Genomic DNA, 20,388 nt, shown 5'->3' on the forward strand with positions numbered 1-20,388 from the left:
CAGAGGGGCAGCGCCCCTAGCCGGCCCAGGGTGCCGGCCGCTTTTCCAGAAACGCCGCGATCCCCGCCGCGGCCTCTGCCGTTTCCCAGGTGTCAGCCAGCGCGGTGATGCTGGTGTCGATCGCCGCCGCATCGATGGGCGGCCCAAGCTTGCGCAACAGGGCTTTTGCGGCCCCCACGGCGCCCATCGCGGTTTTCAGATAGGGCGCGATCTCGGCCTCGATCGCCGCAGGCATCGCATCCGCCGCGACCACGCGTGCCACAAGGCCCAGGTCGCGCGCTTCGGCGGCGTCGAAGATCCGGGCCGACATGAACACGCGCCGCGCCATGCCCTCGCCCAGCCGCGCGGCCACATAGGGGCCGATGGTGGCGGGGATCAGGCCCAGCCGGGTTTCGGTCAGGCCAAACGCCGTGTCCGGGTCGGCCAGTACAACGTCGCAGATGCAGGCCATCCCGACGCCGCCACCGAACGCACCGCCGTGCAACTGCCCGATCAGGGGCTTCGGCATGTCGTTCAACGCCTTCAGCATGCCGGCCAGCTTGCGCGCCTCGGACATGCGTCCCGTGCGATCGGACTCGATTTGCGCCTTCATCCACTCCAGATCGCCGCCCGCACAGAAGTGACTGCCGGCCCCGCGCAGCACCACGACGCGGGTCGTACGATCGTCCCGCATCGCTTCGGCGAAAGCCGTCAGCTCTGCGATCATCTGCGCCGACAGGGCGTTGCGCTTCTCGGGGCGGTTCAGGATCAGGGTGGTGACGCCACGGGCGTCGGTCTGGATGTCGAGGGTATCAAAGCTCATCCGGGGTCTCCGCGCAGGGATGTGGCATAGGCGGCGCATTGGGCCAGCTTGTCTGGGTCTATGCCGGTGGCATGGCCGCGCCCGTGCAACAGGTCGACCACGGCCTCGGTGGCCACGTTGCCACGCGCCCCTGGCGCATAGGGACAGCCGCCAAGCCCCCCCACCGCCGCATCGAACACCCGCAGCCCGTGACCGAGGCTGACCTCGATATTGGCCAATGCCCTGCCCTTGGTGTCGTGGAAATGCCCGGCCAGATGCCGGGCCGGCACCGCCCCTGTCACCGCGCGCAGCATCGCATCCACGGTGTCCGGCGTGCCCGCGCCGATGGTGTCGCCCAACGAGATCTCGTAGCAGCCCATGTCGCGGAGCGCCTTGGCCACATGGGCCACCTGTGCCGGGTCGGTTGGCCCGTCGAACGGGCAATCGGTCACGCAGGAGACATAGCCGCGCACCGGCACCCCGTCCGCGCGGGCCGCCGCCAGCACCGGGGCAAACCGTTCAAGGCTCTCGGCGATGGAACAGTTGATGTTGGCCCGGCTGAACCCTTCCGAGGCCGAGGCAAAGACCGCGACCTCATCGGCGCGGGCCGCCAGCGCGCCCTGAAAGCCCTTCAGGTTCGGGGTCAGCGCCGCGTAGGAAACACCGGGGCGGCGGGTGATCCCGGCCAGAACCTGCGCCGCATCGGCCATCTGCGGCACCCATTTCGGCGAGACGAAACTGGTCACCTCGATCTTGCGCAGCCCGCAATCCGACAGCAGATCGACCAGCGCGATCTTGTCGGCGGTGGCGATGCTGGCCTGTTCGTTCTGCAACCCGTCGCGCGGGCCCATCTCGAAGATCGTGACCGGATCAGCCATCGCCCGGCTCCAGCACCAACAGCACCGCGCCATCGGTGACCTGATCGCCCTCGGCCACCAGAACCTCCTGCACCGTGCCGTCGCGCGGGGCGGTCAGCGTGTGTTCCATCTTCATCGCTTCCAGCACGAACAGCGGGTCGCCCTGCGTCACCGCCGCGCCCGGCCTGGCCGCCACCAGTTTCACAAGCCCCGGCATCGGGGCGGAAATCAGGTCGCCGCCAGCCTCGGTATCCTCGATGTCGGCCAGGCTGTCGGGCAGGCCAAAGGCGTAGGCCTGGCCATCATGGAACAGCGTCAGCGTGCTGCCATTGCGCACAAGATCCAGCAGGCTGGCATGGCCATCGGTCTGCACCGCCAGCCGTCCATCCGGCCGACGCGCGACCTGCAATGTCTGTCCGCCATCGCCGAGGTTGACCCGGAACCGCCCGCCGCCAAGGGCGCGCACCTGCGCGGCAATCTCCTGCCCGCCGTGTTCCAGCGTGACGTAAAGCTTAGCGTCGCTCCAGTGCCGCCAGCCCGACAGACGGTCCCAGGGATCGGGGCCGCTGCGGTCTTCCAGCAGGCCAAGGGCGGCCAGCGCCGCGACCGAGGCCACATGCGGTGCCGGATCGGGCTGGGCCACCAGCGCCGCCTGATCCCGCGCGATCAGCCCGGTTTCCACGTCACCCGCCACGAAAGACGGGTTGCGGGTCAGCGCGGTCAGGAACGCCAGGTTGGTGGTGGTGCCCGTCACCTGCGTATCCATCAGCGCCGCGCGCAACTGGCCGATGGCCGCACCGCGCGTCGGCGCATGAACAATGACCTTGGCGATCATCGGATCGTACCACGGCGAGATCTCGTCGCCCTGCCGCACACCGCTGTCGATGCGCAGGGCCCCGGGGCCAAAGCGCGCGCCGTCGGGAAACCGCAGGTGATCCAGCGTGCCGGTCGCGGGCAGGAACCCCTTGGCCGGATCTTCGGCATAGAGCCGCGCCTCCATCGCCCAGCCATTGATCTTCAGATCCGCCTGTGTGACCGGCAGCGGCTCTCCGGCAGCGACGCGCAGTTGCAACTCGACGAAATCAAGGCCGGTGATCGCTTCCGACACCGGGTGTTCCACTTGCAGGCGGGTGTTCATCTCCATGAACCAGAACCCGTCGGCGCGCAGACCCTTCGACCCGTCTGCGATGAATTCCACCGTGCCCGCGCCCTCATAGCCGATGGCCCGGGCGGCCTCGACCGCGGCGCGGCCCATGGCGGCGCGCACGTCGTCGGGCATGCCGGGGGCCGGGGCTTCCTCGATCACCTTCTGGTGGCGGCGCTGCAAGGAACAGTCGCGTTCGAACAGATGCACCACGTTGCCATGGCCATCTGCGAAGACCTGAATCTCGACGTGGCGCGGATGGGTGATGTATTTCTCGATCAGCACGCCGGGATCGCCGAAACTGGCCTGCCCTTCACGCTGCGCCCCGGCCAGCGCCTCGGCGAACCCGGCGGGCGTTTCGACCAGCCGCATCCCCTTGCCGCCGCCGCCCGCGCGCGCCTTGATGAGCACCGGGTAGCCGATCTTGTCAGCCTGATCGGCCAGAAACTGCGGATCCTGTTCGGACCCGTGATAGCCGGGCACCACGGGCACGCCGGCGTCCTCCATCGCGGCCTTGGCGGCATCCTTCAGACCCATGGCGCGGATGGCATCGGCGGGCGGGCCGATGAAGGTCAACCCGGCGGCCTTGACCGCATCGACAAAACCGGGGTTCTCGGACAGGAAGCCATAGCCGGGGTGGATCGCCTCGGCCCCGGTACGCCTTGCGGCCTCAAGAATGCGGTCGGCGCGCAGATAGCTGTCGGCAGCGGCGGCCGGGCCGATGTGGACCGCCTCGTCGGCCAGTTCCACATGGGCAGCATTGGCGTCTGCGTCGGAATAGACGGCGACGGTGCGCACCCCCAGCCGCCGCGCGGTGGTGATGACGCGCGCCGCGATTTCGCCGCGGTTGGCGATCAGGATCTTGGTGAACATCGCTCAACTCTCCCCGGATTGCAGATCTTCGACCAGCCTGAACCGCTCGCACACAAGCATCATGTCGGCGGCATAGCCGCCATGGCGCGCGAAATAGGCCCGGTGATCGGCGGCCCAGCCCTCGCGCGTGTCGTTTTCCCCTTCGGCCAGGGCGAAGGCCTCGGGCACATCGCAAAAGCGCATGATCTTGACCGAGACGGTTTCGATCACCAGCGCCGGGGTGCCGTCCCAGTTCAGCGCGATGTCGCGCCGCCCGGCCTCGGGCATCGCCTCGCCGCCCGGGCCGAAGTCGCGCAGGGCGCCGCAGGTCGCCGTCTTGCGCCCCCTGCGCACCAGGTCCAGAAGCTGCGCCGACAGGGCGGGTCCGTCCCCGAACTTGAAGGTCTCGGCCCCCGGATAGCGCTGTTTCACGTCGTCCAATGTCATCGGCTACATCCTGTAGAGCGCAAAGCGCGCGTCCGGGATCGGCGCGTTCAGCGCCGCCGACAGGCTGAGCGCCAGCACATCGCGGCTCTTGCGCGGATCGATGATGCCGTCATCCCACAGCCGCGCCGAGGCATAGAGCGGGTGGCTCTGTTCCTCGAACATCTCGATGGTGGGACGCTTGAAGGCGGCTTCTTCCTCGGCGCTCCAGCTCTCGCCCTTGCGCTCGATGGCCTCGCGGCGCACCGTCGCCAACACCCCGGCGGCCTGCTCGCCGCCCATGACCGAGATGCGCGAATTGGGCCAGGTCCACAGAAAGCGCGGAGAATAGGCGCGCCCGCACATGCCGTAGTTGCCCGCGCCGAACGATCCGCCCACCAACATGGTGATCTTGGGCACTTGCGTCGTCGCCACCGCCGTCACCAGCTTGGCTCCGTCGCGCGCGATGCCGCCGCTTTCATAGGCGCGGCCCACCATGAAGCCGGTGATGTTCTGCAGGAACACCAACGGGATGCCGCGCTGCGAGCACAGTTCCACGAAATGCGCGCCCTTCACGGCGCTTTCGGAAAACAGCACGCCGTTGTTGGCGACGATCCCCACCGGCATTCCCATCACATGGGCAAAGCCGCAGACCAGCGTGGTGCCGTAGCGCGCCTTGAACTCGTCAAAGCGCGAGCCATCCACCAGCCGCGCGATGACCTCGCGGATGTCATAGGGGGTCTTCAGATCGGCAGGCACGACGCCCAGCATCTCGGCCGGATCATAGGCCGGATCCTCGGGCGTGCGCAGGTCCAGCGTCTGTGTCTTGGTCCGGTTCAGGTTGGCCACGGCACGCCGGGCCAGCGCCAGCGCATGGGCATCGTCACGGGCCAGATAGTCGGCCACGCCCGACAGCCGGGTGTGCACGTCGCCGCCGCCCAGATCCTCGGCACTCACCACCTCTCCGGTGGCGGCCTTGACCAGTGGCGGACCGGCCAGAAAGATCGTGCCTTGATCCTTCACGATGATCGTCACGTCGGACATGGCAGGCACATAGGCCCCCCCGGCGGTGCACGATCCCATGACCACGGCAATCTGCGGGATGCCCTTGGCCGACATGTTGGCCTGGTTGAAGAAGATGCGCCCGAAATGGTCGCGATCGGGAAACACCTCGTCCTGGTTGGGCAGATTGGCGCCGCCGCTGTCCACCAGATAGACGCACGGCAGGTTGTTCTGCTCGGCGATCTCCTGCGCGCGCAGGTGCTTTTTCACCGTCATCGGGTAATAGGTGCCGCCCTTCACGGTGGCATCGTTGCAGATGACCATGACCTCGCGGCCCTCGACCCGGCCAATGCCCGCCACCGCCCCGCCGCAAGGCGAGGCCCCGTCATAAAGCCCATGCGCCGCGAACAACCCGACCTCAAGGAAGGGGGAGCCCGGATCCAGCAGCCGCGACACCCGTTCACGCGGCAGGATCTTGCCGCGCGACAGATGGCGTTCGCGGGCCTTCTCGCCGCCGCCGGCCATGGCGACCTGTGCGGCCTCGGCGATGCGATCCATCGCCGCCTGATGTGCCGTCCGGTTGGCCGCGAACGTTTCCGACCCGGTGCGGATCTGACTGGTCAGTTTCATGAGGCCTCTCCCGACAAAAGCTGCCGCGCCATCAGCCAGCGCTGGCGGTAGGCATATCGCGCGGCGCGCGCCACATCGGCCTGAAAACTGGCATTGACGGTGGCCGCCACCGCGCCGCCCAGTACCGGCACGACCTGTCCCGCCTTGCGCCCGGCCAGCGATACCCCAAGGGCGCGGGCCACACGTTCGGCCACCTTGTCGGTGACCCAGCCGCCGGTCTTTTCCAGCACCAGCCGCCCCTCGGGCGAGGCCAGATGCCGGGCCAGCGTGTTGAGGTTGTCCAGCGTCTCGCGCCGCTTGTCACCGGCCTGCACGGTGGCCACTTCCAGCACCATCAGCCGGAACAGACGTTCGTCTTCGTTACTGCCGTCCAGCCCATAGGAAATGCCGGTCGCCCGGACATTGCGCGCGGCCAGCGTCAGCGTGGCCGGAATATCGGCGGTCATGCCCGCCATGCCGAAGAAGCCCGCGACCCCGCCCGAGGCGGCGTTCATCCCCTGCGCCCAGGCCTGCACCTTCAAGGCTGTCGCCTCGCAGGCGGCCAGATCGGCGCTGTCATGGTCGAACAGGAAGTTCGGCACCGTGGCCCCCGCCGCCCGATCCGCCAGATCCAGCGCGCGGCGCACCGCCGAGGCCGGGATCGCCTTGCCGATCAGGCTACCCAGGGGCGCAGTGAGCTGTTCGGCCCCCTGCCCCATCCGGGTCGCCCGCGCATCCTCATAGGCGCGCTGTTCGTTCAGAACACGGGTGATGGCATCGGTCAGGGTCTGGGTTGTGCCGTGGGCCACCGGTTTGCTCACCCCATGGCCCCCATCAATTCGCGCCCGATCAGCATCCGGCGGATCTCGCTGGTGCCGGCCCCGATCTCCATCAGCTTGGCATCGCGGAACATACGGCTGACGACGCTGTCGTTCAGGAAACCGGCGCCGCCCATGGCCTGCACCGCCTGATGCGCCACCTTCATGCCTTCTTCGGACGCATAGAGCACACAGCCCGCCGCATCCTGCCGGGTGACCTCGCCCCGGTCACAGGCCTTGGCGACCTCATAGGCATAGGCGCGCGAGGTGTTCAGCGCGACATACATGTCGGCGATCTTGCCCTGCATCAACTGGAAGTCGCCCACCGGCTGACCGAACTGCTTGCGGTCGCGCATGTAGGGCATGACCTCGTCCATGCAGCCGGCCATGATGCCGATGTTCACGCCCGACAGCACGACCCGTTCGAAGTCCAGCCCCGACATCAGCACGCGCACGCCCTTGCCCTCGGTGCCCAGCACGTTCTCGAAGGGCACCTCGACGTTGTCGAAAATCAGCTCGGCGGTGTTGGAGCCGCGCATCCCCAGCTTGTCGAAATGCGGCGAGGTCGAAAAGCCGGTCATCGACTTCTCGATGATGAACGCGGTGATGCCTTTCGAGCCCGCTTCGGGATCGGTCTTGGCATAGACCACCAGCGTGTCGGCGTCCGGCCCGTTGGTGATCCAGTACTTGGAGCCGTTCAGCGTGTAGTAGCCGTTCTTCTTCTCGGCGCGCAGCTTCATGCCCACCACGTCGGACCCGGCCCCGGCCTCGGACATGGCCAGCGCGCCCACGGTCTCCCCGGAAATCAGCCCCGGCAGGTATTTTGCCTTCTGATCGGGGGTGGCGTTCAGCTTGATCTGGTTCACGCACAGGTTCGAATGCGCCCCGTAGCTGAGCGAGATCGACGCCGACACCCGCGCCAGTTCCTCGACCACGATCAGATGCGCCAGATAGCCCATGCCGGACCCGCCATCGGCCTCGGGCACGGTGATGCCCAGCAGGCCCAATTCGCCCATCTCGGTCCAAAGCTCGTTCGGAAAGGTGTTGTCGCGGTCGGTGGCCGCGGCCAACGGCTTGACGCGCTCTTGTGCCCAACGGTGGACCATGTCGCGCAGCGCGGCGATATCCTCGCCCAGATCGAAACTCATGCTTGCGGTGAACATGCCGCTCCCTCCCCTTGGCGGCCGTTCGCCGGACGCTTCCTCTGATTTAATTGTACGCTTGTTTAATTCTTGGGATCAAGTCCCAAACGCACGCGCGGCATCGCATCACCGCGCGCCGCTCCGCTGGTTGGGGAAAGGAAATTGCGCCTAGCGTCCGGCCAGCAGGGCCTCGATCTCGGCCCGGTCCGGCATCGACCGCGCGGCCCCGGGACGGGTGACCGAGACACCGGCGGTGGCGACGCCGAACCGCGCGGCCTCTTCTGCCCCGGCGCCGCCAGCAAGGGCCGTGGCAAAGCCGCCGTTAAAGGCATCGCCTGCGCCGGTGGTTTCCACCACGGGACCGGCGGTGACGGCGGGGATGTGCAGGCTGCGATCCCGCCCGTGCAGCAGTACGCCGTTTTCGCCCAGCGTGACCACGACCCGGCCGACGCCCTTTTCCAACAACGCCTCGGCTGCCTTGCGCGCATCCTCGACGCTGTGCACTGCGATGCCGGTCAGCCCTTCGGCCTCGGATTCGTTGGGGGTCAGGTAGTCGCACAACGCCAGCATGTCGTCAGGCAGGGAGGCCGCGGGCGCCGGGTTCAGGATCGTCACCGCCCCGGCCTCGCGCGCCAGTTCCAGCGCCCGATAGGCGGCATCAAGCGGCTGCTCCAACTGCGTCAACAGAACCGAGGCCTGCGCGATTTCATTGCCCCAGCCATCCACGTCGCCGGCCGAGATCGTCGCCGCCGCCCCCGGCGCCACGATGATCGCATTGTTGCCCGAGGATTCCTCGACATAGATGAACGCGGCCCCGGTATAAGATTCGGCGCTTTGACTGATGACCGGTGTGACGCCTGCCCCGGTCCAGACCCCCAGCGCCATTTCGGCAAAGTCATCCTGCCCCAGCTTGGTCAGCATCCGCACGTCGCCCCCGGCCCGTGCCGCCGCCACCGCCTGGTTGGACCCCTTGCCGCCGGGGCCCAGCACGAAGCTGTTGCCCAGGATCGTTTCCCCCAGCCGGGGCATCCGTTCTGCCCGATAGGTCGTATCCGCCACGAATATTCCCAGAACCACAACGCGCGCCGTCATGCCGACCTCCCTGATCCGATCATTCCGGGCCAGCCTTGCGCAAACAACGCCCGCCCGCAACTGCAACGGCCTATGCGCCTGCGGCATTCCGGGTTTGCGCTAGCATTCATTGTGCAGGTGCAGCATTCGCCTATATTCGTATGCAGAGGCAGACAGTGCTGCCCCGACAAACAATTATGAAAGGTCACACCCATGGCTTTTACCGCAGACATCCGCACGTATGAGAACTCCATCGTCAACCGCATCGAACGCGCCCTCGACGCGTTCCGGGCCCATCGCACCCGCCGGGCAACCTATCGCGTGACGATCAACGAACTGTCGGTTCTCAGCGACCGCGATCTGAACGACCTGGGCCTTTCGCGCTCGGACATCCCTGCCGTGGCTCGTGAAGCCGCAGGCATGAAGTAAGACCCCCTCTTCGCGCAGGCCCCTGACCATTTGGGGGCCGGCGCGCCACAGGCCCTGCGGACCATGCCCAATGGGGCTGCGTCCAGCAGGTCACGGCTTTCTACCGTTCTATCAATCACATACCCGGAAAGCGCGTCCGAACCATCGGCCCTAGCGCTGCGCCGTCTGCCACTCTGGATGAATCCACGGCCTGGCATTGGACGCCGCCAACATGCCTTTTCCCAGAATGTGATCCGCCGCTTTCTCACCCGTCATGATCGACGGCCCGTTCAGGTTCCCGTTGGGAATCCGCGGGAAGATCGAACTGTCGGCCACCCGCAACCTGTCCACCCCGATCACCCGGCACGCCGGATCGACGACCGCCTTTGGATCGTCGGCGCGCCCCATGCGACAGGTGCCGCAGGGATGATAGGCGCTTTCCACATGCTCGCGCAGGAACCCGTCCAACTCGTCATCGCTCTGCAACGCCGCACCCGGTTGAATTTCGTGCTTCACGAAGGGCTTGAACGCCTCTTGCGCAAAGATCTCGCGGGTCAGGCGGATGCAGGTGCGGAAATCCTGCCAATCCTCGGGCGTGCTCATGTAGTTGAACAGGATTCGCGGCGCGGCCGCCGGATCCGATGACCCCAAGGTGATCTCGCCGCGCGAGGCCGAGCGCATCGGCCCCACATGGGCCTGAAATCCATGTCCTTCCGCCGCCGCCTGCCCGTCATAGCGCACGGCGATGGGCAGGAAATGGTACTGGATGTCGGGATAACGCACCCCGGCCCTGGATCGGATGAAGGCCGCGCTTTCAAACTGGTTCGACGCGCCAAGTCCGGTTCGGGTGAACAGCCATTGCGCGCCGATCATCGCCTTGCCCCACAGGTTCCAATGCTTGAACAGGGTAACAGGCTGGCTTGCCGCCATTTGCAGGTAGATCTCAAGGTGATCCTGCAGGTTCTGGCCAACGCCGGGCCGATCCGCCACCACCGCGATCCCATGCGCGGCCAGATGCGCCGCCGGGCCGATGCCCGACAGCATCAACAGTTTCGGCGAATTGATCGACGAGGCCGCAAGGATCACCTCGCGCTGTGCGCCGATGACCTCAATCTTTCCTCCCCGGTCGATCTCGACCCCTACGGCGCGCCCGGCCTCGACCACCACCCGGCGCGCCAGACCGCGCACCAGATCGCAAATGGGCCGTTTCAGCGCCGGTTTCAGATAGGCATTGGCCGCCGACCAACGCTGGCCCTTCCAGACCGTCTGCTCCATCGGGCCGAAACCTTCTTGCTGGCGCCCGTTGTAATCGTCGGTGACCTGATAGCCCGCCTGCCGCCCGGCCTCGACAAAGGCCGTATGCAAAGGGTTGTCGCGGGGTCCACGCGTGACATGCAGCGGCCCGCCCTGCCCGCGCCAGCCCGCGTCGCCGCCCTGACCGCGGTCGTGCCAGTCTTCCATGCGTTTGAAATAGGGCAGCACATCGGCATAGGCCCAGCCCTCGGCCCCGCTGTCGGCCCAATGGTCATAGTCCCCGGCATGGCCGCGCACATAGACCATCCCGTTGATCGACGACGATCCGCCGATGACCTTGCCGCGCGGGGTGACCAGCCGCCGCCCGCCCAGGTGCGGTTCAGGCTCGGTCTTGAACCCCCAGTCATAGCGCGACATGTTCATCGGATAGCTCAGCGCGGCGGGCATCTGGATCAGCGGCCCGGCATCGGTGCCGCCATGTTCGATGACCAGAACCGAGGCCCCGGCCTCGGACAGCCGGTAGGCCATGGCACAGCCTGCCGATCCGGCCCCGACGATCACGTAATCCGCTTGCATGGCAGGCTCCTCAGTACGGGGCTTCGACATCGCCCATGCCGACATAGACGGTCTTGAGCTGCGAATAGTGCTCGATCGCGGCCTTGGCGTTCTCGCGCCCGACACCGCTGGCCTTGACGCCGCCGAAGGGCATCTCCACCGGCGTCAGGTTGTAGGTATTGATCCAGCAGGTGCCGGCCTCGAACCCTGCCGCAACGCGATGCGCGCGGGCCAGATCGCGGGTGAAAACCCCTGCCGCCAGCCCAAAGGCGGTGGCATTGGCGCGGGCCAGAACCTCGGCCTCCTCCTCGAAATCCAGCACCGACAGCACCGGGCCGAAAATCTCCTCGCGGGCGATGGCCATCGCGTCGGTCACATCGGCAAAGATCGTCGGCGCAATGTAACAGCCGGGACGGTCCAGCCGCGTTCCGCCCAGCACCAGCCGCGCGCCTTCGGACACGCCCCTGGCGATATAGTCCAGCACGATCTGCCCCTGCGCCTCGGTCGCCATGGGGCCGAAATTGGTGGCCTCATCCAGCGGATCGCCGATCACCGCCGTGCCGACTCGGGCGGCGAGTCGGTCCAGAAACGCCTCTTTCACCCCCTTGTGCACGAACACGCGGGTGCCGTTTGAACAGATCTGGCCCGAGGAATAGAAATTCGCATTGATCGTGGCGCTGACGGCGTTTTCCAGATCCGCATCGTCGAAGATCACCAGCGGAGATTTCCCCCCCAGTTCCATCGTCACATGCTTGATCCCCGCCGCAGCAGCCGCATAGACCTTTCGACCCGTGGGGACCGAGCCTGTGAGCGACACCTTGTCGACCCGCGTATCCCCCACCAGTGCGGCCCCCACCGCGCCCATGCCCTGCACCACGTTGAACACGCCGTCGGGCAGGCCTGCCTCGGTCAGGATTTCGGCCAGTTTCAGCGCCCCCAAAGGCGTGGTTTCCGATGGCTTGAAGATCATCACATTGCCGCAGGCCAGTGCCGGGGCGGCCTTCCAGCAGGCGATCTGGGTGGGATAGTTCCAGGCGCCGATGCCGACGCAGATCCCCATCGGCTCGCGGATCGTATAGGCGAAATCGCTGCCAAGCTGGATATGCTCGCCGGTCAGGCTGCCGGCCAGCCCGCCGAAGTATTCCAGCGCGTCGGCGCCGCTGGCGGCATCGGCCACCAACGTCTCCTGAAGCGGCTTGCCCGTGTCCAGCGTTTCCAGCACCGACAGGTCGCGGTTGCGGTCGCGGATCAGGTCGGCGGCGTGGCGCAGGATGCGGCCACGCTCGGTGCCGGTCATGGCGCGCCACGCCGGCAGGGCCGCCTGCGCTGCCGCAAGTGCTTGCTCCACCACGGCGGGTGTTGCCGCGTGCAGGGTCGCGATGGGGCTGCCATCGGCGGGATAGATCACCGCGATCGGATCGCCGGCGGTGTCCTCGACAAAGGCGCCGTTGATATAGTGGCTGGCACGGGGTTGGGCGGTCTGGGGCATCGGGTCACTCTCCGCGCGGGAAGCGCTGGTTTTCTTCGACTTTGTTCAGGTCCATGTGGTTGCGCATGAACCGTTCAGAGGCTTCTTGCAGGGGCTGGAAGTCCCACGGGAAATAGCGGCCGTTGCGCAGCGCCTCATAGACGATCCAGCGGCGGGCCTGGCTTTCGCGCACCTGCACATCGAATTGCGCCAGATCCCAGCGGTCGGCGGCCAGGTCGCGGAAATGGGCCAGGGTTCCGGCATGGGCCGGGTCATCGGCAAGGTTGGTCAGCTCGTGCGGGTCGGTGTCCAGATCGAACAACTGTTCGGGGTCCAGCACGCAGTTGGTGTATTTCCAGCGCCCCGAACGCAATGCGATCAGCGGCGCGTTCGAGGCTTCGGCGGCGTATTCCATCGCCACCGGCTTGCCGCGCACATCCCCCGGCCCGACTTGCGCCAAAGACACCCCTTCGACCCAGGGGGAGACCTCCTGCAGGTCCACGCCCGCCAACTCGCACAAGGTCGGCGTCACATCCAGCGTCGAGACCGGATCGTCCACCCGACCGACCGCCATGCCCGGTGCCGCGATCATCAGCGGCACCCGCGCCGAGCCTTCATAGAAGCACATCTTGAACCACAGCCCGCGCTCGCCCAGCATGTCGCCGTGGTCGGACACGAAGACGATCACCGCCTCTTGCCGGGTGGCCTCCAGCGCCCGCAGGATCTCGCCAATCTTGTGATCCAGATACGAGATGTTGGCGAAATAGGCGCGGCGCGACCGGGCGATATCCGTTTCCGTGATGTCGAAACTGCGCCAGTCGTTGGCGTCGAAGATGCGCTTGGAATGAGCGTCCTGATCGGCATAGGGCATGGCCGGGATCTGCGGCGCCAGATGGGCGCAGCCTTCGTACAGGTCCCAGTAGTCCTTGCGCGCCACGTAAGGATCATGCGGATGGGTGAAACTGACCGTCAGGCACCACGGGCGCGGATCATGGCCGCGCGCCAGATCGCGGATCTTGGCGGTGGCGTGGAAGGCGACCTCGTCGTCGTATTCCATCTGGTTGGAGGTCTCGGCCACCCCCGCTCCGGTCACCGACCCCATGTTGTGATACCACCAGTCGATCCGCTCGCCAGGCTTGCGGTAGTCCGGCGTCCAGCCGAAATCAGCAGGGTAGATGTCGGTGGTCAGGCGTTGCTCGAACCCGTGCAACTGGTCGGGGCCGACGAAATGCATCTTGCCCGACAGGCAGGTCTGGTACCCGGCCCGGCGCAGGTGATGGGCATAGGTCGGAATGTCCGAGGTGAACTCGGCGGCATTGTCATAGACCCGCGTCCGCGACGGCAGCAGACCCGACATGAAGCTGGCCCGTCCCGGCGCGCACAGGGGCGAAGCCGTATAGGCGTTGGCATAGCGGGTCGAGCGCGCCGCCAGCGCCTTGAGGTTCGGCGCGTGCAGCCAATCGGCGGGCCCGTCGGGAAACAGCGTGCCGTTCAACTGGTCCACCATCAGGATCAGGATGTTGGGACGGGTCATGCGCGGGAACCGGCAGCGATGGCCAGATCAAGATAGGCCATGACATGGCGTACCGCCGCGTCGGCCAGCGGTCCGTCGGACTTCAGGGCCTGACGGATATAAAGGCCGTCGATCAGGGCGCCGGTGGTCTCGGCGATCTCCTCGGCCTGGGCACCGACAAGGGGGCGCAGATCGTGCACAAGATTGCTGTGCAACCGCCGCCGATAAAGCCGCAACAGCCGCAGGGTGGCGTCGGAATTCAGCGCGTGCACATAGAAGTTCAGCCAGGCCGCGACCACGCCAGGCCGGAAACTGGCCGGGGCGAAACAGGTTTGAACGATGGCCCGAAGCCGCGCCTGCGGATCGGTCTGCCCGGCCAACGCCTCCCGCGCCTCGGTGCCGAAATCGGTCAGAACGGTGCGCATGGCCGCCAGGAACAGCTTGTCCTTGCTGCCGAAATAGTGATGCGCCAGGGCACTGGACACCCCCGCCCGCCGGGCGATCTGGCTCATCGTCACCTCAAGCGACCCGGCCGCACCGATCTCGGCGATGGTGGCGGCCACCAGCGTCTGGCGGCGGATCGGCTCCATTCCCAGTTTTGGCATTTTCGACCTTACCTGTTGCAAAATTCATTCTTTCGGTTCTTAATTGACTCGTCAATCAATAAAACACGGGGAGTCCTCATGACCAAATTCCTGGCCAGCACGGCGTTGGCGCTGACCCTCACCGCCACCACCGCCGCCGCCGATTGCGGCGAAGTCAAATTTGCCGATGTCGGCTGGACCGACATCACCGCCACCACCGCGGCCACCACGGTGATCCTGGATGCGCTTGGGTATGAGACCGACGTGAAGGTCCTGTCGGTGCCGGTGACCTATACCTCGATGGCCAAGGGCGACATCGACGTGTTCCTGGGCAACTGGATGCCGACGATGGAAGCCGACATCGCGCCCTACCGCGAAGCAGGCACCGTCGACACCGTGCGCGAGAACCTTGAAGGCGCGAAATACACGCTGGCAACCAATGCCGCCGGCGCGGCGCTTGGCATCACCTCTTTCGCCTCTATCGCCGACCATGCCGACGCGCTGGATGACACCATCTATGGCATCGAGCCGGGCAATGACGGCAACCGCCTGATCATGGACATGTTCGCGGCCGACGCCTTTGGCCTGAAGGATTTCGAGGTCAAGGAAAGCTCGGAACAGGGGATGCTGGCGCAGGTGGCCCGCGCCACCCGCAAGGGCGATCCGGTGGTCTTCCTGGGCTGGGAACCGCATCCGATGAACGCCAACTTCGAGCTGACCTATCTGGAAGGCGGCGACGACTGGTTCGGCCCCGATTTTGGTGGCGCGACGGTCTATACCAACACCCGCGCCGGTTACGTGGACGAATGCCCGAATGTCGGCGCGCTGTTGAAGAACCTGAAGTTCACGCTGGCCATGGAAAACGAGATCATGGGCGCCATCCTGAACGATGGCGAAAATCCCGATGATGCGGCCGAAGCCTGGATGAAAGCCAATACCGACGTGGTGATGGGCTGGCTCGATGGCGTGACGACCAAGGATGGCGGCGACGCGCAGGCCGCGGTCGCGGCGGAACTGGCGGACTGACGATCCTGACCCTCCGGGTTCGCCCGGAGGGTTGAACCGAAAGGGGCGCCATGACCTGGCTGACTGACAACAAGATCCCGGTCGGAGACTGGGCGGAAGCCTTCTTTGACTGGTTGCAGGTGAATGGTGCCTGGGCTTTCGACGGGCTGGCCGAGGCCATGGAATGGCTGATCGAGGCGATCCTCTGGGTGCTGCAAACGCCGCATCCGCTGATCGTCGTCGCGGTGTTCGCGCTGGCGGCCTATGGGTTGCAGCGCAGCCTGAAGATCTCGGCCTTCGTGGTGCTGGGCTTCCTGTTCATCCTGAACCAGGGCTACTGGGAAGAAACCACCGAAAGCCTGACGCTGGTGCTGTCGGCCTGCGTGGTCTGCATGGGGGTCGGCGTGCCCATCGGCATCGCCGCCGCACACCGCCCGCACCTGTATCAGGCGATGCGGCCGGTGCTGGACCTGATGCAAACCCTGCCCACCTTCGTCTACCTGATCCCGGCGATCGTGTTTTTCGGCATCGGCATGGTGCCCGGCCTGATCGCCACGGTGATCTTCGTGTTGCCGGCACCGATCCGGCTGACGCAGCTGGGCGTGGCCTCGACCCCGAAACCGCTGCTTGAGGCCGCGCAGGCCTTCGGCGCCACCCCCTCGCAGACGCTTTGGAAGGTCGAATTGCCCTATGCGCTGCCGCAGATCATGACCGGGCTGAACCAGACCATCATGCTGTCGCTGTCGATGGTGGTGATCGCGGCACTGGTCGGCGCCGACGGGCTGGGCGTGCCGGTGGTACGGGCCCTGAACCAGGTCAACACCGGGCTGGGCTTTGAAAGCGGCTTCATCATCGTGGTGGTGGCCATCCTGCTGGATCGGATGCTGAGGGTGCCGGATCAATGAGCGCTGCTGTCGAGTTCGACGATGTGAACATCGTTTTCGGGGATCGCCCCGACACCGCCCTGCCGCTGATGGATGCGGGCCAGTCCCGCCCCGAGATTCAAGAGCAGACCGGCCAGGTTCTGGGCGTCCACAACGCCAGCCTGTCGGTGGCCGAGGGCGAGATCCTTGTGCTGATGGGCCTGTCGGGCTCGGGCAAATCCACGCTTCTGCGCGCGGTCAACGGGCTGAACCCGGTGGTACGCGGCGAGGTGCGCGTCAATGACGGCGACCGCATGGTCTCGGTCACCCATGCCGATGCCCGCAGCCTGCGCCACATCCGCCAGCATCGCGTCGCCATGGTGTTCCAGCAATTCGGCCTGCTGCCCTGGCGCAGCGTCCGCGAAAACGCCGGTCTGGGTCTGGAACTGGCGGGCATGAGCCTCGCCGAACGCCGCCGCAAGATCGACGAACAGCTTGAACTTGTCGGGCTGTCGGACTGGGCCGAACACAAGGTGGGCGAGCTGTCGGGCGGGATGCAGCAGCGCGTCGGGCTGGCCCGCGCCTTTGCCACCGACGCGCCGATCCTGTTGATGGACGAGCCGTTTTCGGCGCTGGATCCGCTGATCCGCAGCCGCCTTCAGGACGAGTTGATCGAGCTTCAGGGGCGGCTCCGGCGCACCATCATCTTCGTCAGTCACGATCTGGACGAAGCCTTCAAGCTGGGCGATCGCATCGCCATCATGGAAGGCGGGCGGATCGTGCAATGCGGCACCCCGCGCGACATCTTCTCGGACCCGGCGTCGGACTATGTGGCCGACTTCGTGGCCCATATGAATCCGCTGGGCGTGCTGACCGCCCGCGATGTGATGGGCCCGGCGGCCGCTTCGGATGCGCCGCGCATCGATCCTGAAACCACCGTCGCCGACGTGATGGAGCAACTGTCCGACGACGGTCAGATGCTGGTCGAGGAAAACGGCCAGATCATCGGCACCGTCACCGCCAAAACCGTGGTCGAACGCCTGAAGGGCTAGGCCCGGATTGCCGCAATTTTCAGCGCCCTGCGGCAAGGTCGATGACACTTTGACGACATTGCGCCCCAAGGACTGATTTCGATCAAGGTGCCGCTGCGTGCCATCTTATTTCTATGGGCATGACGCGCTATGGCAAGGCGCAATCATTTCACGAGGCACCGATGGTCTCCCTCTCAGGCAAGACCGCGCCGGTCGCGGGGCGCGGCACAGATCTGTCCGGCGCTTGCAGCATCACACACGCAGCCGTCTTCGCGGCGCCGGCCGGTACATGCGCACCTGGCCGACGCCAGCCGTCGCGTCGTCGGATGCGCCCGCTGGTCCTTGCCATATCGCGTGGCCAACGCTCGCTCCGTCCCAAAGCTCCACGGGGCGCCTGCCCCGGAAAGGACACCTGATGAAGATCCTGCGCAACACGCCGTTTGCCCAGCTTTCCGTTGGCATGGAAGCCGAAACCCGCCGACTGTGCGTGGCCGATGATCTCTATGTCTTTGCCCATGCCTCGGGCAATTTCAATCCGTTGCACCTGGCCTCGGAAGACGGAGATGGCGATGGCCTGCCCGAGGCGGTGGCGCCGGGCGCCTGGGTCGGGTCGCTGATCTCGGCGGTGCTGGGCAACCAGTTGCCGGGGCCGGGTACTGTCTATCTCAGCCAGACCCATCGCTTCCTGGGCCGCGCCGTCGCCGGTGACGAACTGATCGCCAAGGTGCGGCTGACCGGCAAGGGCGATGGCAACCGGGTCACCTTCGACACCTGGGTCGAACTGGCCGACGGCACCCGCATTCTGGATGGCCAGGCCGAGGTGATTGCCCCGACAGGCGACATCAGCTTCGACTCCGCCGACATGCCCGGTCTCAGCGTGCGGCGGCACAAGCATTTCGACAAGCTGCTGGCCGAGGCCGAGCCGCTGGACCCGATGCCAACCGCCGTGGTTGCGCCAGAAGAAGCCAACTCGCTGGGCGGGGCGCTTCTGGCCCATGAGCACACCATCATTCAACCGATCCTGATTGGCGACAGCGTCAAGATCGCTGCCGCCGCGCAGGAGCTTGGTGCCGACATCTCGGGGCTTGAGGTGATCCATGTGGACACCCACCGCGATGCCGCCGCCCTGGGCGTGAAACTGGTTCTGGAGGGCAAGGTGCAGGCGTTGATGAAAGGTCACCTGCACACCGACGACCTGCTGCGGCAGGTGATGAAGCGTGAGGGCGGGCTGCGCATCGGACGCCGGCTGAGCCATATCTTCGTAATGGACGTGCCCGGCCTGGAACACCTGATGTTCGTCACCGATGCGGCGATCAACATCGCGCCGGATCTGGAAACCAAGGTCGACATCGTCCAGAACGCCATCGACCTTGCCCGCGCCCTGGGGATCGAGACCCCCAAGGTGGGCGTGCTGTCGGCAGTGGAAACGGTGACCACCAAGATCCCCTCGACACTGGATGCGGCGGTGCTGTCGAAAATGGCTGATCGCGGCCAGATCCGCGGCGGCATGGTCGACGGGCCGTTGGCCATGGACAACGCCATCGACATGGGGGCGGCGCGCACCAAGGGCATCAAGTCGATGGTCGCGGGCCGCGCCGAGATCCTGATCGCGCCGAACATGGAAAGCGGCAACATGCTGGCCAAGGAATTGACGTTCGTAGCCCACGCCGAGGCTGGCGGCATCGTTGTGGGCGCCCGCTGCCCGATCATCCTGACCTCGCGCTCGGATGACGACAAGGCGCGGCTGGCCTCCTGCGCCATCGCCGCGCTCTATGCAAAAAGGACTGCCCTGTGAGCCGTATCCTGACGCTGAATTCAGGTTCCTCCTCGATCAAGTTCGCGGTGTATGCGGTGGGCGATCCCCCTGTCGAGTTGGCCGAGGGAAAAGTGGATCGGCTCGGCTCGGACGCGGCCTCGCTGACGCTGGCTTGGCAGGGCACCCGGACGACGACCCCGATCGGCCAGGACGATCATCAGGGGGTGCTTCGGGCCATTCTGGAGGCCCTGCGCCCGGTCCTGTCCGGGGCCGAGGTGGCCGGCGTGGGCCATCGCATCGTGCATGGCGGTCCGCGGTTCGACGCCCCGGCCCTGCTGGACGACGACACGATGGCGTATCTGGAAGGGTTCGCGCCCTTTGCGCCGCTGCACCAGCCGTACAATCTGACGGCCGTGCGTGGCGCCCGGCTGGCGTTTCCCGGCGCGGTGCAACTGGGGTGTTTCGACACCGCCCTGCATCGCGGGCAGCCCTGGGTCAACGAGACCTTCGCCCTGCCCCGCCGTTTCTATGACGAAGGCGTGCGCCGCTACGGGTTTCACGGGATCAGCTACACCTATGTCGCCGGCGAACTGGCCCGTCTGGATCCCGTCGCGGCACGGGGCCGAACCGTTGTGGCGCATCTGGGCAATGGCGCCTCGATGTGCGCCCTGCGCGACGGGAAATCCGTGGATTCGACCATGGGGTTCTCGGCGCTGGAAGGGCTGGCCATGGGCACGCGCTGCGGTCAGCTTGATCCCGGTGTGGTGCTCTACCTGTTGCAACAGCGCGGCATGACGCCGGAAGCGGTGACCGACCTGTTGTACAAGCAAAGCGGGCTGAAGGGGCTGTCGGGTGTTTCCAACGACATGCGCGAACTGGAAGCCGCCGATACCGAGGCGTCGCGCGCCGCCATCGCCTATTTCGTCTCGCGCATCAGGCGCGAGCTGGGAGCCCTGGCTGCGGTTCTGGGCGGGCTGGATACGCTGGTGTTTACGGCCGGCATCGGTGAAAACTCGGCGCTGGTGCGGGCCCAGGCCTGTGCCGGGATGGACTGGCTGGGGATCACGCTGGATGCGGCGGCCAATGCGCAGTCGGCGCCCGTGATCTCGACCGGGCCGGTGACCGTGCGTGTCATCCCGACCGACGAGGAACTGGTCATTGCGCGGGCGGTGAATGCGCGGATTGATGGTTGACGGACGGGCCGCGGTTTTCTTGCCTCCGGCGGGAGTATTTGTGACAAGAAAAAGACCTG

18 protein-coding genes are annotated in these 20,388 nt (G+C 66.3%); 6 read left to right on the forward strand and 12 right to left on the reverse strand.

Annotated features, from left to right (window positions below; translation table 11 throughout):
• Nucleotides 1-16: 16 nt before the first annotated feature.
• From ACP15K_RS04635 to rbsK, 8 genes are all read right to left on the reverse strand, one after another.
• Complete coding sequence (locus ACP15K_RS04635) at nucleotides 17-802, reverse strand: crotonase/enoyl-CoA hydratase family protein (protein WP_424989934.1); 786 nt, start codon at nucleotides 800-802, stop codon at nucleotides 17-19.
• On the reverse strand, nucleotides 799-1,659 hold the full coding sequence (locus ACP15K_RS04640) for a hydroxymethylglutaryl-CoA lyase (RefSeq protein ID WP_424989935.1): 861 nt from the start codon (nucleotides 1,657-1,659) through the stop codon (nucleotides 799-801). The genes ACP15K_RS04635 and ACP15K_RS04640 overlap by 4 nt, the downstream gene beginning before the upstream one ends.
• A complete protein-coding gene (locus ACP15K_RS04645; RefSeq protein ID WP_424989936.1) occupies nucleotides 1,652-3,655 on the reverse strand; it encodes a biotin carboxylase N-terminal domain-containing protein in 2,004 nt (667 codons plus the stop codon). Before ACP15K_RS04645 ends, ACP15K_RS04640 begins: the two co-directional genes overlap by 8 nt.
• A gap of 3 nt (nucleotides 3,656-3,658) precedes the next feature.
• Nucleotides 3,659-4,081: an ASCH domain-containing protein gene (locus tag ACP15K_RS04650; protein ID WP_193141491.1), complete on the reverse strand. Its 423-nt coding sequence runs from the start codon at nucleotides 4,079-4,081 to the stop codon at nucleotides 3,659-3,661.
• A 3-nt stretch (nucleotides 4,082-4,084) separates the two neighbouring features.
• Nucleotides 4,085-5,689, reverse strand: a complete 1,605-nt coding sequence (locus ACP15K_RS04655; RefSeq protein WP_193141490.1) for a carboxyl transferase domain-containing protein — start codon at nucleotides 5,687-5,689, stop codon at nucleotides 4,085-4,087.
• The gene (locus tag ACP15K_RS04660) at nucleotides 5,686-6,489 is read right to left on the reverse strand and encodes an EcsC family protein (protein ID WP_424989937.1); all 804 of its coding nucleotides are present in this window, start codon (nucleotides 6,487-6,489) and stop codon (nucleotides 5,686-5,688) included. The genes ACP15K_RS04655 and ACP15K_RS04660 overlap by 4 nt, the downstream gene beginning before the upstream one ends.
• Complete coding sequence (locus tag ACP15K_RS04665; protein ID WP_193141488.1) at nucleotides 6,486-7,649, reverse strand: acyl-CoA dehydrogenase family protein; 1,164 nt, start codon at nucleotides 7,647-7,649, stop codon at nucleotides 6,486-6,488. Before ACP15K_RS04665 ends, ACP15K_RS04660 begins: the two co-directional genes overlap by 4 nt.
• 147 nt (nucleotides 7,650-7,796) lie before the next feature.
• Nucleotides 7,797-8,720, reverse strand: a complete 924-nt coding sequence (gene rbsK / locus ACP15K_RS04670; protein WP_424989938.1) for a ribokinase — start codon at nucleotides 8,718-8,720, stop codon at nucleotides 7,797-7,799.
• A 192-nt stretch (nucleotides 8,721-8,912) separates the two neighbouring features.
• On the opposite strand from rbsK, the gene ACP15K_RS04675 reads away from it, so the two are divergent.
• Nucleotides 8,913-9,128, forward strand: a complete 216-nt coding sequence (locus ACP15K_RS04675) for a DUF1127 domain-containing protein (RefSeq protein ID WP_193141486.1) — start codon at nucleotides 8,913-8,915, stop codon at nucleotides 9,126-9,128.
• 150 nt (nucleotides 9,129-9,278) lie between these two features.
• Here the strand turns inward: ACP15K_RS04675 and betA are convergent, their stop codons facing one another.
• From betA to betI, 4 genes are read right to left on the reverse strand one after another with little or no spacing between them, the layout of a single operon-like run.
• Complete coding sequence (gene betA, locus ACP15K_RS04680) at nucleotides 9,279-10,937, reverse strand: choline dehydrogenase (protein ID WP_424989939.1); 1,659 nt, start codon at nucleotides 10,935-10,937, stop codon at nucleotides 9,279-9,281.
• Between the two features lie 10 nt (nucleotides 10,938-10,947).
• Entirely contained in the window at nucleotides 10,948-12,405 is a 1,458-nt protein-coding gene (betB, locus tag ACP15K_RS04685; protein WP_193141484.1) for a betaine-aldehyde dehydrogenase, read from the reverse strand.
• A 4-nt stretch (nucleotides 12,406-12,409) separates the two neighbouring features.
• On the reverse strand, nucleotides 12,410-13,918 hold the full coding sequence (gene betC, locus ACP15K_RS04690; RefSeq protein WP_424989940.1) for a choline-sulfatase: 1,509 nt from the start codon (nucleotides 13,916-13,918) through the stop codon (nucleotides 12,410-12,412).
• On the reverse strand, nucleotides 13,915-14,502 hold the full coding sequence (betI, locus tag ACP15K_RS04695; RefSeq protein WP_193141482.1) for a choline-binding transcriptional repressor BetI: 588 nt from the start codon (nucleotides 14,500-14,502) through the stop codon (nucleotides 13,915-13,917). Before betI ends, betC begins: the two co-directional genes overlap by 4 nt.
• Before the next feature lie 78 nt (nucleotides 14,503-14,580).
• On the opposite strand from betI, the gene choX reads away from it, so the two are divergent.
• The 5 genes from choX (at nucleotide 14,581) to ACP15K_RS04720 (ending at nucleotide 20,329) form a co-directional block, all read left to right on the forward strand.
• The gene (gene choX / locus ACP15K_RS04700; protein WP_193141481.1) at nucleotides 14,581-15,507 is read left to right on the forward strand and encodes a choline ABC transporter substrate-binding protein; all 927 of its coding nucleotides are present in this window, start codon (nucleotides 14,581-14,583) and stop codon (nucleotides 15,505-15,507) included.
• A gap of 50 nt (nucleotides 15,508-15,557) precedes the next feature.
• Nucleotides 15,558-16,391, forward strand: a complete 834-nt coding sequence (choW, locus tag ACP15K_RS04705) for a choline ABC transporter permease subunit (RefSeq protein WP_193141480.1) — start codon at nucleotides 15,558-15,560, stop codon at nucleotides 16,389-16,391.
• On the forward strand, nucleotides 16,388-17,401 hold the full coding sequence (choV, locus tag ACP15K_RS04710) for a choline ABC transporter ATP-binding protein (protein WP_424989941.1): 1,014 nt from the start codon (nucleotides 16,388-16,390) through the stop codon (nucleotides 17,399-17,401). The genes choW and choV overlap by 4 nt, the downstream gene beginning before the upstream one ends.
• Before the next feature lie 394 nt (nucleotides 17,402-17,795).
• Nucleotides 17,796-19,175 (forward strand): bifunctional enoyl-CoA hydratase/phosphate acetyltransferase, encoded by a 1,380-nt coding sequence (locus ACP15K_RS04715; protein WP_424989942.1) that lies wholly within the window; start codon nucleotides 17,796-17,798, stop codon nucleotides 19,173-19,175.
• Nucleotides 19,172-20,329: an acetate/propionate family kinase gene (locus ACP15K_RS04720; protein ID WP_193141477.1), complete on the forward strand. Its 1,158-nt coding sequence runs from the start codon at nucleotides 19,172-19,174 to the stop codon at nucleotides 20,327-20,329. The genes ACP15K_RS04715 and ACP15K_RS04720 overlap by 4 nt, the downstream gene beginning before the upstream one ends.
• Nucleotides 20,330-20,388 lie beyond the last annotated feature (59 nt).

Origin of the sequence: Fluviibacterium sp. S390, assembly GCF_049800695.1 — a bacterium.
Classification (GTDB): Bacteria; Pseudomonadota; Alphaproteobacteria; order Rhodobacterales; family Rhodobacteraceae; genus Meridianimarinicoccus.

Excerpts from the sequence above, each read along its gene's own strand:
- rbsK (WP_424989938.1), bottom strand. The coding sequence starts at position 8,720 with ATGACGGCGCGCGTTGTGGTTCTGGGAATATTCGTGGCGGATACGACC.
- ACP15K_RS04640 (WP_424989935.1), bottom strand. The coding sequence starts at position 1,659 with ATGGCTGATCCGGTCACGATCTTCGAGATGGGCCCGCGCGACGGGTTG.
- ACP15K_RS04715 (WP_424989942.1), top strand. The coding sequence starts at position 17,796 with ATGAAGATCCTGCGCAACACGCCGTTTGCCCAGCTTTCCGTTGGCATG.
- ACP15K_RS04655 (WP_193141490.1), bottom strand. The coding sequence starts at position 5,689 with ATGAAACTGACCAGTCAGATCCGCACCGGGTCGGAAACGTTCGCGGCC.
- ACP15K_RS04665 (WP_193141488.1), bottom strand. The coding sequence starts at position 7,649 with ATGTTCACCGCAAGCATGAGTTTCGATCTGGGCGAGGATATCGCCGCG.
- ACP15K_RS04635 (WP_424989934.1), bottom strand. The coding sequence starts at position 802 with ATGAGCTTTGATACCCTCGACATCCAGACCGACGCCCGTGGCGTCACC.
- betI (WP_193141482.1), bottom strand. The coding sequence starts at position 14,502 with ATGCCAAAACTGGGAATGGAGCCGATCCGCCGCCAGACGCTGGTGGCC.
- choW (WP_193141480.1), top strand. The coding sequence starts at position 15,558 with ATGACCTGGCTGACTGACAACAAGATCCCGGTCGGAGACTGGGCGGAA.
- choV (WP_424989941.1), top strand. The coding sequence starts at position 16,388 with ATGAGCGCTGCTGTCGAGTTCGACGATGTGAACATCGTTTTCGGGGAT.
- ACP15K_RS04675 (WP_193141486.1), top strand. The coding sequence starts at position 8,913 with ATGGCTTTTACCGCAGACATCCGCACGTATGAGAACTCCATCGTCAAC.
- betB (WP_193141484.1), bottom strand. The coding sequence starts at position 12,405 with ATGCCCCAGACCGCCCAACCCCGTGCCAGCCACTATATCAACGGCGCC.
- ACP15K_RS04645 (WP_424989936.1), bottom strand. The coding sequence starts at position 3,655 with ATGTTCACCAAGATCCTGATCGCCAACCGCGGCGAAATCGCGGCGCGC.
- ACP15K_RS04650 (WP_193141491.1), bottom strand. The coding sequence starts at position 4,081 with ATGACATTGGACGACGTGAAACAGCGCTATCCGGGGGCCGAGACCTTC.
- choX (WP_193141481.1), top strand. The coding sequence starts at position 14,581 with ATGACCAAATTCCTGGCCAGCACGGCGTTGGCGCTGACCCTCACCGCC.
- betA (WP_424989939.1), bottom strand. The coding sequence starts at position 10,937 with ATGCAAGCGGATTACGTGATCGTCGGGGCCGGATCGGCAGGCTGTGCC.
- betC (WP_424989940.1), bottom strand. The coding sequence starts at position 13,918 with ATGACCCGTCCCAACATCCTGATCCTGATGGTGGACCAGTTGAACGGC.